General features: G+C 38.7%; 12 protein-coding genes and 1 other annotated feature. All 12 genes read right to left on the bottom strand.

Annotated features, from left to right (window positions below; genetic code table 11):
* Positions 1-60 precede the first annotated feature (60 nt).
* Positions 61-1,068, bottom strand: a complete 1,008-nt coding sequence (pfkA, locus tag QM857_RS06695; protein WP_414275464.1) for a 6-phosphofructokinase — start codon at positions 1,066-1,068, stop codon at positions 61-63.
* 81 nt (positions 1,069-1,149) lie between these two features.
* On the bottom strand, positions 1,150-4,251 hold the full coding sequence (locus QM857_RS06690) for a DNA polymerase III subunit alpha (protein ID WP_414275463.1): 3,102 nt from the start codon (positions 4,249-4,251) through the stop codon (positions 1,150-1,152).
* A 158-nt stretch (positions 4,252-4,409) separates the two neighbouring features.
* Positions 4,410-4,844: a hypothetical protein gene (locus tag QM857_RS06685; protein WP_414262080.1), complete on the bottom strand. Its 435-nt coding sequence runs from the start codon at positions 4,842-4,844 to the stop codon at positions 4,410-4,412.
* Between the two features lie 209 nt (positions 4,845-5,053).
* Positions 5,054-5,434, bottom strand: coding sequence for a VOC family protein (locus QM857_RS06680; protein ID WP_004253875.1), 381 nt, complete (start codon positions 5,432-5,434; stop codon positions 5,054-5,056).
* A 56-nt stretch (positions 5,435-5,490) separates the two neighbouring features.
* Positions 5,491-5,850 carry a 50S ribosomal protein L20 gene (rplT, locus tag QM857_RS06675; protein ID WP_000124834.1) on the bottom strand — a complete coding sequence of 120 codons (360 nt, stop codon included), beginning with the start codon at positions 5,848-5,850 and terminating at the stop codon, positions 5,491-5,493.
* A gap of 49 nt (positions 5,851-5,899) precedes the next feature.
* On the bottom strand, positions 5,900-6,100 hold the full coding sequence (gene rpmI / locus QM857_RS06670; protein WP_001125942.1) for a 50S ribosomal protein L35: 201 nt from the start codon (positions 6,098-6,100) through the stop codon (positions 5,900-5,902).
* Positions 6,101-6,133: 33 nt separating this feature from the next.
* Complete coding sequence (infC, locus tag QM857_RS06665; RefSeq protein WP_004253871.1) at positions 6,134-6,664, bottom strand: translation initiation factor IF-3; 531 nt, start codon at positions 6,662-6,664, stop codon at positions 6,134-6,136.
* 15 nt (positions 6,665-6,679) lie between these two features.
* Positions 6,680-6,810: a sequence feature (ribosomal protein L20 leader region), on the bottom strand.
* A gap of 88 nt (positions 6,811-6,898) precedes the next feature.
* Positions 6,899-8,293, bottom strand: coding sequence for a peptidoglycan-N-acetylglucosamine deacetylase PgdA (gene pgdA / locus QM857_RS06660; RefSeq protein ID WP_414275462.1), 1,395 nt, complete (start codon positions 8,291-8,293; stop codon positions 6,899-6,901).
* A gap of 115 nt (positions 8,294-8,408) precedes the next feature.
* Complete coding sequence (gene ezrA / locus QM857_RS06655; RefSeq protein ID WP_414275461.1) at positions 8,409-10,136, bottom strand: septation ring formation regulator EzrA; 1,728 nt, start codon at positions 10,134-10,136, stop codon at positions 8,409-8,411.
* Positions 10,137-10,216: 80 nt separating this feature from the next.
* Positions 10,217-12,163, bottom strand: coding sequence for a DNA topoisomerase (ATP-hydrolyzing) subunit B (gene gyrB / locus QM857_RS06650; RefSeq protein WP_414275460.1), 1,947 nt, complete (start codon positions 12,161-12,163; stop codon positions 10,217-10,219).
* 14 nt (positions 12,164-12,177) lie between these two features.
* Positions 12,178-12,741 carry an HAD family hydrolase gene (locus QM857_RS06645; RefSeq protein WP_314945731.1) on the bottom strand — a complete coding sequence of 188 codons (564 nt, stop codon included), beginning with the start codon at positions 12,739-12,741 and terminating at the stop codon, positions 12,178-12,180.
* A gap of 110 nt (positions 12,742-12,851) precedes the next feature.
* Positions 12,852-13,400, bottom strand: coding sequence for a DJ-1 family glyoxalase III (locus tag QM857_RS06640; RefSeq protein ID WP_414275459.1), 549 nt, complete (start codon positions 13,398-13,400; stop codon positions 12,852-12,854).
* Between the last annotated feature and the right edge of the window lie 6 nt (positions 13,401-13,406).

The following is a 13,406-nucleotide window of genomic DNA, read 5'->3' as shown; positions in this document are numbered from 1 at the left end:
ATGAAACTCCTTTATTTTTTAGACCTTTTAGGTCTGATTAACTAAGTTAATGAAAGTAAATTAGGACAAGCTCTTATTCAATTTGGCTAGTTCTAAGTCAGCCTTGTGAGGATTGTTGACAACAATCTTACCGTCAGCTGTTAGGCTAAACAAAGCTCCCTCTTCTGCTGTACCAAGAATTGGATTTTCAACCATTTTCTCGTTACGAATACCGACAGCAACACCACCGATTCCTTGTTTAAGGAGTTTAACAGCGTGTGCGCCCATACGAGATGCCAATACACGGTCACGAGCAGTTGGTGAACCACCACGTTGGATGTGACCAAGTTCTGTAACACGAAGGTCACTTGTATCGCCAGCTTCTTTTAATTTTTGACCAAATTCAGCTGCTGACATGACACCTTCTGCTAAAACGATAATGTTGTGTTTTTTACCGTGTTCATATCCAGCTTTGATGCTTGCTACAATATCTTCAAATTTGAAGCCTTCTTCAGGGATGATGATTTCGTCAGCACCTGTTGCAATACCTGCCCAAAGAGCGATATCACCTGCGTTACGTCCCATTACTTCAACAACGAAAGTACGACGGTGACTTGATGATGTGTCACGAATCTTATCGATTGCATCCATTGCAGTTGTTACTGCAGTGTCAAATCCGATTGTAAAGTCAGTTCCTACGATATCGTTATCGATTGTTCCAGGAAGTCCAATAGCAGGGAATCCATGCTCAGTCAGGCGCATAGCTCCATGATAAGAACCGTCACCACCGATAACCACGACACCTTCGATACCGTGTTTTTTCAATTGCTCAATCCCTTTAAGTTGACCTTCGAGTTTTGCAAACTCAGGGTAACGAGCTGAGTGAAGGAAAGTACCACCACGTGAAATGATGTCTCCTACTGAAGCAGCATCAAGTGGATAAATTTCACCAGCAACCATACCAGCGTATCCATCATAGATACCAAAAACTTCCATTCCTTCTGAGATTGCTTGACGAACAACTGCACGAATGGCAGCATTCATACCAGGGGCGTCCCCACCACTAGTCAAAACAGCAATACGTTTCATTTGGTTTTGCTCCTTTTTCTTTTAACATTCTAACTGATTATACCATATTTAAAGTTAAAATTCTTTTATTTTCATTGATTTTTAACGATAAATCGTTTTCATGACAATCTGTTTTAAAGATTCTTGTAAGCCAGCGTCTTTTGCAACTAAATAACCAGGCAAAAGAATATTTTTTTGTTCATTTTCATAACGAATGACAACAGGAATTTGTCCCTTGTACTGATCTAAAATATGATAAATTTCAGAATCGTGGTCATGATTGGGAACTTGAATCCAAAAACGCTCACTCACTGCCTCTTTTAAATTATTTAAAACTAATTGAAGACGACCATCTCTGGCTTGCACTTTCCCATTTAGGTAATAAAAACTTCCTTCGTGCAAGAGATTTTTAAATTGGCGGTACTGTTCAGAAAAAACAGTGACTTCCAGACTTGTTTTACTATCAGTAACTTTCAAAAAGGCCATGTTTTCACCTTTTTTAGTTCGAATCACTCGGATAGACTGAATTTCAACGAGCACTGTAGCTGTCTGTCCCTCGGAAAGCTCAGATAAACTCACAATTGGATACAAAGGATTCTTCGCTAAAACCAGCAATGGGTGTTGGCTAATTCCAACACCTAACCAATCCTGCTCTTTTTGGAATTTTTCAATATTTGAAAAGTCCTCTGTATCTGTCCAACTATAGCTAGAATCTGCAAAGAGGCTACCTAACTCTTCCACAAAGATAAACAAAGTTGGTAGATTCGCTAAAATCTTCTGACGATTTTTATCAAATCCATCAAAGAGTCCAACTTCTACTAATGGAGTTAGGAGACTTATTTTTTGATAATTTTTGGGGAGTCGTGTGATAAAATCTTCGACACTGCTAAAAGGACGATTCTCTATAATCCAATAGGCAAAATCACGGGGCATTCCCTTGATAGTCTTAAGTCCTAGATGGATTGTCTTATCTGCTAGTTTATCTTGATATGGAACCGTATTGATAGAAAGCGGAGCTAGTTCAAAGCCCATTTCAAGAGCATCGAGAATATAATCCCCGCTAGCATAATTGAGCATGACCTGATAGAAGATTGCTGGAAAATGTGTTTTGAAATAGGCAAGTTGAAAGGCTAAGGCAGAATAAGCATAAGCATGCGAACGGTTAAAACCGTAACCAGCAAATTTTTCCATGACAGCAAAAACTTCTTGAGCCTGTTCTTTGCTATGGCCTTTTTCAAGTGCACCTTGGATAAAACTTTCTTCCATTCGGTGCATCTCAGCTACGTTCTTTTTCCCCATAGCACGACGCAAGATATCGGCTTTCCCGAGGCTAAAACCAGCATAGCGCTGAGCTACTTGCATCACCTGTTCTTGGTAAAGCATAATACCATAAGTCGGAGTTAGAATATCTTCTAAAACAGGGTCCAGAACCGTAACCTTTTCTTTACCATGTTTTCTGGCAACAAAGTTATCTATATAGTCGCTCGCACCTGGTCGGTTCAGGGAGGTCGTTGCCACTACTTCTTCAAAGCTTTCTGGTTTCACGCGCTTTAATAAGCGAATAGCTCCAGGTTGTTCAAACTGAAAGATTCCCTTGGTCTTACCTGCAGCAAAGAGGGCTAAGGTTGCCTTATCTTCAAGATCAATATCCTCAATTCTTAGTGAAATACCTTGAGTTTCATATAAGAGCTCCTGCATTTTTTGAGCAAAGGTTAAGTTTCGTAGACCCAAGAAATCCATCTTGAGCAGGCCATTTCCTTCAACTCCATGCGCATCATATTGGGTAATGAGCATATCCTCTCCATACTTGAGCGGGATGTAGTCTGTTAGATTTTTATCACTGATAACGACACCAGCTGCATGGATAGAAGTCTGTCGTGGATAACCTTCAATCTTTTTGGCAATAGAGAAAGCCTTTTGGTACTCAATCTTACTCTGAATGAGTTGTCTAAAACCTAGATTGCCTTCATAGGCTGTCGTTAGAGTATCTTTAGAACCAATTTTTTTTGTAATAGCTGTCAACTCATACTCAGGTACACCATATCGTTTAAAAATATCTCGGATGGCTTGCTTGGCTCCAAAGGTCGAGTAAGTGACAATCTGCGCAGCATGGATACTACCATAACGGTCACGAACATAACGAATAAACTCAGGGCGATAGATATCTGGGATATCAATATCAATATCTGGCATGGTGTAACGTTCACGATTCAAGAAACGCTCAAAGATAAGATTTTTAGCTACAGGATCAATTCCAGTAATATCTAAAGCGTAGGCCACTAAACTTCCAACTGCGGATCCGCGTCCCATTCCCATATAATAACCTTGAGAACGACCAAAACGTAAGAGGTCCCAGACAACCAAGAAATAGTCATCGAATCCCATATCATGAATCACTGATAACTCTTCTTCTAAACGAACCTGATAAACCTGATTCCATAACCCTTTCTGCTCCAAGCCATTGATAGCTCTTACCCGAAGTTCTTCAACAGCAGGTCTCTCTGGATTGAAACGTGGAAGCTTGAGACTACTATCAATCTCGTAGGAAGTATCCTTGACCAATCTTGCAAGATTATCCAGTGTAATTGGGAACTTCTCTAAAAAAGTCTGTTCTAGACGTTCAGCAGGTAAAAACAAGCCCTGTTGAGATTGAACATCAACCTCTCTCAAGGTCACGTTCTCTTTAATCGCTTTAAGCATCTGTAGATCTTCTAAATCCTCAGACTCGAAAGAGTTAACACGATAAAGAGGGAGAATGGGGTGAGAAAAATTCGATTGAGCTGTATCTGGATACACTCCGATATAGTAGTCATGCCCTAAGTCCAAGGAATCAATTTCAGGATAGTAAGAAACAATGACACAAATATCTTCAAGGTAGGAAGAGAAATCAGCCCATTCTCTTTTACCTGTCATCTTTAGAGACGACAGCTTCATCAGGTTTTGATAACCTCGGTTTGACAGGGCTAGAAAACGTAGATTGATCCATTCATCTTTATGATGAACAGTCATCTCAAGGCCTAATAAAGGCTGGATCCCCTGTTTTTGGCATTCTTTGATGAAATAATAGGCTCCATAGAGATTATCTTCATCCATGATTCCAAGTGATGAATAGCCATATTCTTTCCCAAGGCTGACATATCTCTTGATTGAAACCATACTCTCCATGAAACTATAGACAGTTTTCGTATCCAGTTGGGCAATCATTCTTTCTCACCTCCCTTTTTCTTTTTCTATTATACCATTTTAAAAAATAGAAGCACAATTTCTTTCTAATCATGAAACTAAAAAACCACAGCCTTAAAGGCTATGGTTTTATGAGATGAAATAAATTCGAAGAAGAGTTGCGCTTAGCTTTTTTTAACTTAGTTACTTGTATCTTTCGTTAAAAATATCCCGATTAGAACTAGGACTAGTGAGAGATAAGGAAAAACCCTAAACATCTGCCAATCTGGGTCGAATGCTAAAAGTCCGGAAAGCAAATAAAATCCTGCACTCGCATACAAGAAATTTCTATTTACTTTCTTGATTCCTATCCTAGTTAAAAAAGTTGCTATAACGTAAGTAATTAAATTAGGACCTAGAAAAATCAAGAATACAATTCCCCATGGAGCAGTAAATAAAGCAAGAGTTATAAATAGAAGAATATAGGTAAGTGCCAAATAAAATGAGAAAGATAGAAGAGCCGAAGGTTTCTTAACTGCTTTTGGACCATTCTTCATATCTTCTACCGAATTATTTTCTACAATTAGTTTATCTTCTTCTTTGTTTAGCTCTACATTTGGATTTTGGTCTGACATTTTTTTCTCCCACTAATTTGTTAAGTTATTTTTATTATATCCCAATTTGTCACATTAAGCTAGATAGAAAAAGCCATCTATGTTAGTCTCAGATAAACTCTCACATTTGTCTGAAAGAAACTAACATAAATGACCTACACTCCTTCCTATCAAGTTTTTCTGAATCAGGTGAAATGGTCTAACTCAATTTGACAAATGAGGAGTTTTTATTATTTTTCACGAATCACCTCTACCTTGTATCCATCTGGATCTTTGACAAAGTAATAGTTTGGTTGTGTCCCTGGAAGTCCATTTGGATTTGTCACTTCGTAACCCTTGTCGCTATGTTCTTTATGAAGAGCCTCAAGGTCCGGTGTGCTTAGAGCGATGTGAGCAAAACCGTCACCTACAACATAAGGTCCATGATCGTAGTTATAAGTCAACTCCAATTCATAATCATCGCCATCAAGACCTAGATAAACAATGGTAAAAGCGTGTTCTGGGAAGTCCAGACGACGCAATTCCTTAAATCCAAAAGCATCTTGATAAAAAGCAATTGATTTTTCAAGATTTTCTACTCGCAAGCAAGTGTGTAACATTTTTGAAGCCATCTTTTCTCCTTTGTTTAAAAAAGACTGGAACAAACTTGCACCAGTCTTATGAATAATTATTTACCAAGTTTTGCTTTTGCTGCATCTGCAAGAGCTGTGAAAGCTGCTGCATCGTTAACAGCCAAGTCAGCAAGCATTTTACGGTTAACTTCGATCTCAGCCAATTTCAAACCATGCATCAATTGTGAGTATGAAAGTCCGTTCATACGAGCTGCCGCATTGATACGTGTGATCCACAATTTGCGGAAGTCACGTTTCTTTTGACGACGGTCACGGTATGCATAGTAGTAAGAGTTCATTACTTGTTCTTTTGCAGTACGGAACAAGATGTGTTTAGCTCCATAGTAACCTTTTGCTAATTTTAAAATACGTTTACGACGTTTGCGTGATACAACGCCACCTTTAACACGTGCCATTTATATTTCCTCCAATATTTCCTAGAATTGTTAACTTACAAATACGCGATTATTTCAAGCGAGTAAGCATTGCTTTGATACGTTTGAAATCTCCTGAATGCACCATAGATGCTTTACGAAGATGACGACGTTGTTTCTTAGTTTTTCCGTGGAAACGGTGAGAAGTGTAAGCACGGAAACGTTTAAGTCCACCAGAACCTGTACGTTTGAAACGTTTAGCTGATGCGCGGTGTGTTTTTTGTTTTGGCATGATATTTTCTCCTTTTTTTAACTTTCTGACAGATTATTTCTTGTCAGTTGCTGGGGCCAACTGCATGAACATTTGACGACCATCCATTTTAGCACGTTGTTCGATGATAGCAATATCTTGAGTTGCTTCAGCGAAATCGGCTAAAACTTTTGCTCCAATCTCTTTATGGGTAATCATACGACCCTTAAAGCGAATGGAAACCTTCACTTTGTTCCCTTTTTCAAGGAACTTGCGAGCACTGCGAAGTTTCGTATCGAAATCACCCTTATCAATAACTGGGCTCAATCGAACTTCTTTCACGGTCACAACGCTTTGTTTTTTGCGTTGCTCTTTTTGTTTCTTCTGATACTCAAATTTGAACTTACCGTAGTCCATAATTTTCGCAACAGGAGGTTTAGCTTGAGGTTGAATGAGAACCAAGTCCACATTAGCGTCGTCCGCAAGTGCTTGCGCTTCACCAAGTGGTTTGATACCCAATTGTTCGCCCTCAAGACCGATTAAGCGAACTTCACGTACACGAATTTCATCATTGATGAATAAGTCTTGCTTTGCTATGGTTTTCACCTCTTTTTTTATTTTAGAGAAAAACAAGAGCGGACTTGCTAACGCAAATCCGCTCTACATGATTATAGTTCATTTCTGAAACTTGATCTGTAGGGGCCAGACAACGTTAGTCGCAAGGCGAGAAGTTCTCACTTCTGCTTTTCTCATCTTGTATATGATATCAAGTTTTTTCCTACTTGTCAAGATAAAAATAATCTTTTTTAGTTTTTTTCTAATATTGGAATTTAATTTCAACTATTGGTTACGAGAATAGTATATCTCATGTGGTTTTACATGATTCCCTAGTAACTCAGAGACTGTAACAAAGCTATACCCTTGTCCCTGCAAATATTCAATAACTTTTGGCAATGAGTTAACAGATGTTTGATGGATATCGTGCATGAGGATGATAGACCCATCTGTCGTTTGACGTTGGACTTCTGTTAGAATGGCTGCTTCGTTTTTACTCTTCCAGTCTAAGCTATCGACATCCCACATAATAAAGCTCAAATCGAGACTATTACGGATATCATCTGAGATGGCACCATATGGTGGGCGCATCAATTTTGAACTCTTTCCGAGAACACTAGTGATTGCTGATTCTGTATCCGTAATTTGTTTCTTAGCATCTTCTAATGAGAGTTGTGTTAAAACTGGATGGTTCCAACTATGATTTCCGACCTCATGCCCCTCAGCCTGCATACGTTTGAGGATAGCTTCATTACCTGCTATATTTTTCCCTTGGACAAAGAAGGTTGCTTTGATTTTGTACTTAGCTAAGATATCCAAGGCTTGTGGTGTTGTATTACCATCAGGACCATCATCAAAGGTAAGAGCTACCACTTTTTTATGTTTTTCTGCTTGAACTTTTTTATAAAGTTCAGCATCTTTTTCTGTTAGATAGGATGTTTGAATATAATCAAAGAAATCTGAAATAGGCATTGCTATTTCTTCTACATTAGTCATTGCTTTGACTGGATATAGAACCAATTGACTATCTTTGTAAGCAAACTTCCAGCTTGACAATTCTGCAGCTGAGAAATCAGCTGAAACTTGGTCAACAATTGATTGCTCTATTTTTTTATCTTGGAGAGCTGACTTAACACCCTCAAGGATTTTTTCTTTGGCTGTAGATGGGTCTGTAAAGAATTGATCCAGGGTAAAGATAGAGCCGTCCTCTTTCAGATACAGCTGGTCTAAAGTAGTATTTTCTAATTCAACGACATTAGAATTGGCCAAGTCATAGGCTTGTTTTTTTATCAAACGATTTTCAACCCCAGTTAAAGAGGAATCCCCTTTTTCTGAGTAATAAAAAATCAACTGTTCTTTACCCTCTACTTTTTCAGTGATATCTTTTACGATGACATCTTTGACAGGGGAAATAAGGCTGTCTCCAATTAGTGGATAATATGTGATGATTTCTGATTTCTCTTTGCGGAAATGCTCTTTTTGACTTCCTTGGGAGTAAGCTTCTTCTTTTTCCTTCTTGAGACTCTCAATTTTTTGTTCAAAGGCTTGTTTATTCAGCACTTTATAGGCAATCACACTACCGAGTGCTAGTATTGTGAAAAACAAAAGTAAGACAAGAATGCCAAGTTTTTTATTGTTTTTCTTCTTTACTTTATTCTGGGGTAATCTCTTTTTTGTCATAGTCTTATCATATCAAATATGAACTATAATTTCAATGAAAACATGGCATGGAAATATTTAAAATAGGTAAAGAAAAGTAAAAGAATCCTAGGAAAATCTAGGATTCTTTTATAAATTAGAAACGGATACTTTCTCTTGTTTTTTCATAAGAAGTAACGAAGCGATTGGTAACACCAGGCTCAGCAACTTCTAATGCTTGAGAGATTTTTTCGAAAGACGCTTGGTAATCAAATGTTGTTTCAAAGATATTCAAAGCTTCTTGGAAAGCTTGTTGAATACGATCATCAAATGATCTGTAACGGTTCGAATATTGAAGCAATTGTTCTGTCAAGGTTGCATTTTGAACAATACTGTATGTTTCTTCTTCCAACATATTCATATCATTTGTCGCAATCTCAAGGATGCGATTAACAGATTCGATATTCACTTTAGCTTGTTCCAACTCAGCCATCAAGTCTTCTGTACTGTGACTTGCATCAAAGAAGAGCTTCAAGAATTTTTGTGGAATTCCTGGAAGATTTCTCTTCTCCATGTAGCGTTTAATCGTATGTAGACGGTTAACATATACATTTGCTTTTTGACGAGCATTAATGTCATCTTTTTCAATCTGAACGAGACGCTCACTAACACCGATTTGGTCTTCTTCGATATCTTTTAATGTAGATTGAACATTTTCCAAACGTTCTTGTAATACAGAATATGCTTCTGAAACTTCTGTTTGGTTGTTTGTTAACTCTTCGATTGTAGCACTCAAAGCTGAGATATCTCCTTGAAGACGACGAACTCGATTGACATCACTTTCAGAAATCAGGTAGTTTTTCCCAAGACGTTCAATATCTTTAACCAAGACCTGGTTATTTTCTTTCAAGTGGTTAAGGTAAGTAGGAAGGGTAGCTACCAATTTCTCAAAAGCTTTATGTGCTGCAATTTCACGAGTGAAAATATCATAAAGTGCATTGATTTCTTCCTGGATTTGAGTGTTTTCATACTCTGCATTATCCAATTCCAATGTACGGATATTTTCATGATTATTCTTCAATGCTTCATAGAGAAGTTGAAGACGAGATTCGATATCAGTTTCTACAAAATGGTAGTTTTCATCTAAAAGCTTGCGGTAACCAGCTTCTAAATCTTCAAGTTGTTCTGGCAATTCAGTAGTAAGCTTAGTGACAATCGCTGGAATTCTTTCAACGATATGTGTCAAAGCTAAAATATGATTTTCAGCGTTATCTAAAATCCCTGCTGCTTCAACCGGATCCCCTGAAGAATTCAAGGTTACAAATTGAGAAAACTCAGATTGGATGTTCTCCAATTGTTTTTCAATTTCCGGAAGAGCTTGACCATATTTTTCAGGATCTTCAGCTACAGTGTTTTGTAGTTTCTCGAATAAATCTAGGGCATGCAGAACACGTCCACTATTTTTTGACTCTTGTTTTTCCAACTCAGACAAGGCATTACGAATTGCTGCAATATCTTCTTCAACAAGTTGGATTTGACTTTCAATTTGATCAATCTGGTGCTTAGCTTTCAAGAAACGGAATGAGTTATTGTATCCTTCAGCTTCAAAGAGGTTATTCTCGATATCTGCAAAAGAGTTAAGAGACAAATCTACCCATTTTTGGTTCCATTCTCTAAAAGCAACCTGACTTTGACCAATCAGATGCATGTTTTTTACAACCTCTACCTCATCATTAACAGGAAGGTTATATAGTTCTTCTTTTTTTTCTTCTAAAGCTGCAAGTCTACTCTCATTTCGTTTACGTAGCAAAATTGCTACTGCAAAAGCAATAAGAAGCAGGACTGCAATTACAATCAAAGTAATAATCAACTGATTATTTGACATATCAAACTCCTTTTATACATGACACAATTGTAATGATTATATCATATTTTTCAAACCTTGGGAACTATTCCCCAATATTTTTATACGTCAAGAGTACTGTAAACAGCGTTTTCTTCGATAAATTCTCGACGTGGTTCTACTCGATCACCCATGAGCATATCAAAAATTTTATCTGCTTCTGCAGCGTCATCTACTGATACACGAGCCATGAGACGATGATCAGGATTCATCGTAGTTTCCCAAAGTTGGTGGTCATCCATCTCTCCAAGACCTTTATAACGTTGAATGGTTGGTTTAGAACGACCTTCACTGTAGCGAGCTAGGGCTTCTTGTAGGCGGATTTCTTGGTCTGCGCCAGGTTGAATATATTCTTTAATCTCACTACCGACTTTAACACCGTAAATTGGTGGCTGAGCGATATAAACATAACCTGCCTCTAGAACGGGTTTCATATAACGATAAATCAGAGTTAACAAAAGAGTACGGATATGGGCTCCATCGACATCGGCATCTGTCATGATAACCAGTTTTTGATAGCGAGCTTTGCTGACATCAAACTCAGCGCCAAATCCTGTTCCCATAGCTGTGAAAAGACTGCGGATCTCCTCATTAGCTAAAATCTTATCCATGCTCGCTTTTTCAACGTTAAGGATTTTACCACGAATTGGTAAGATGGCTTGGAACTCACGATTACGTCCTGATTTTGCAGAACCTCCTGCAGAGTCTCCTTCGACGATGAAAAGTTCAGTTTCAGCTGGATTGTTTGATGAACAGTCCGCTAATTTCCCTGGAAGATTTGAAATTTCTAAACCAGATTTCTTACGTGTAACTTCACGCGCACGCTTGGCAGCAACACGAGCTTTGGCAGCCAAAATCCCTTTTTCAACGATGCGCTTAGCAATCTGTGGATTTTCCAAAAGGAAGTCAGAAAATGCATCGCTGAAGAGACGATTGGTAATCTTAACAACTTCACTATTTCCAAGTTTGGTCTTAGTTTGTCCTTCAAATTGAGGGTTTGGATGCTTCACAGAGATAACGGCTGTCAATCCTTCACGGACATCCTCACCTGTTAGGTTATCTTCGTTATCTTTTAGAAGTTTGTTTTTACGAGCATAGTCATTGATAACACGAGTTAAGGCTGTACGGAAACCTTGCTCATGTGTTCCACCTTCATGGGTATGAATATTGTTAGCGAAACTCATGACATTCTCGTGGTAACCCGTTGTGTACTGCATCGCAACTTCGACTGTAATATCATCCATTTCACCATCTGTGTAGATTGGTGTATCAAAGATAACATCCTTGTTTTCGTTGATGTACTCAACGTAGCTCGCAATCCCACCTTCGTAGTGATAATGCTTGGTTTGTTCAAGTCCTTCACGTTTATCCGTGATGGAGATTTGAAGACCGCGATTCAAAAAGGCTAACTCTTGAATCCGTTTGTTTAATTTATCAAAATCAAATGTCGTTGTCTCAGTAAAAATTTCTGGGTCTGGAGTAAAGTGAACGATTGTCCCTGTTTTATCTGTATCCCCGATTACCTCAAGGTCTGCAACAACATGTCCACGACGGTATTCTTGGTAGTGAATCTTTCCATTTTTATGAACGCGAACATCCAACTGTGTTGAAAGAGCATTTACAACTGATGACCCTACACCATGGAGTCCACCAGATACCTTGTATCCGCCACCGCCGAATTTCCCTCCGGCGTGAAGAACAGTAAAGACTGTTTCAACGGCAGGACGTCCTGTTTTTTCTTGGATATCAACTGGAATTCCACGACCATCATCGATAACTGTAATTGAATCATCCGGTTCAATAAAGACCTCGATATGACTAGCAAATCCTGCCAAGGCCTCATCGATAGAATTATCTACAATTTCCCAGACTAGGTGGTGAAGACCCTCTTTCGAAGTTGAACCAATATACATCCCCGGACGCATACGAACAGCTTCCAGACCTTCCAAAACTTGAATTTGACTGGCATCATAATCTTGTGCCTGTTGGTTTTTAATATCTTCTGTCATTTTTCCCCTTTTTCTTACATGTCTATTGCTTGTTTTAAGGACACAACATCCTCAAAGAGATAGGCATCTAAGCCTGCAGCATGTCCTGCTTCTACATCAATGGCACGGTCACCAATGACTAGACCTGACCTTATATGATACTTATCACGTAAATAAATCATTGATTCAGGATCAGGCTTGCGTTTAAAACCTGAACTAGCCGTCACTACTTCTGTAAAGTAAGGAGCTATCTCAGTTTTCGCTAGAATCTCCAATACCTGATCGTTTCGATGAGAAACCAAGAAGTTACGGCCACCTTGGTCCGAAATTTCTTCCAAGAGAGCCGGGATCCCATCAAACAAAACTGGGTGCTCCAGCTCACGGGCTTCATTTTCCTTATATTTTTCAAGAAAGTTTTCAATACCTGGAGCATACTTTTCGATAGCAAAGGCAGTCGAAACCTTCAAAGCTTCGTAAACACTATCGTGTTCCTGCTCAATCCCAAACTCTGCTAATGTTTCTACAAAAGCTGCTGTAGAAGTTTCATAATTATCAAGCAGGGTTCCACCTAAATCCCAGATGTAATCGTGATATTTCATACCCTTCATTATACCATTTTTTATAAAAAAAAGCGATGTTTACCTTGGTTTTTGCCATTAAAAAAGAGAAGAATCTTCTCCATCAAGAAAGATTCTCCTCAGTTTGTTCATTATTTTTCAAATAGGTCTGTGTAGAGCATGCTATTTCTTAGAGACTCAGCATCTCCGCCCAATGTTTCAACCAAGCAGTAAGCAAAGGCTAAAGCTGTTGCTGGCCCACGACTTGTAATGATATTTCCATCCACTACGACTGTTTCTTTGTGGTAGTGACCGTCAGCAATTTGTTCTTGGACTCCATCATAGCAGGTGAAGTTTCTTCCTTCTAGGAGACCAGCTCGATTCAAAGCAATTGGAGCAGCACAGATAGCTGCCACCTTTTTACCAATTTTCTCATATTTTTGAAGTTCAGAGATTAATTGTTCATTGTCCCGCAAGTGGGCAGCACCAGGCATACCTCCTGGAAGGACAATCATGTCATACTCTGATAAATCACCGTCAAACACTCGATCAGCTTGAACTTGAATAGCATGTGAACCTGTCACTTTATCTTCAAATCCTACCATATGGCAGGTGATATTTGCGCGGCGCATGACGTCTACGACCGTCAAGGCTTCAATTTCTTCAAAACCATTTGCTAGGATAACTGCAACTTTCGGCATAGCGAC

It is taken from the genome of Streptococcus infantis (assembly GCF_047463315.1).
GTDB lineage: Bacteria > Bacillota > Bacilli > Lactobacillales > Streptococcaceae > Streptococcus > Streptococcus infantis_AB.
This window is presented reverse-complemented; position numbering and strand designations above follow the sequence as displayed.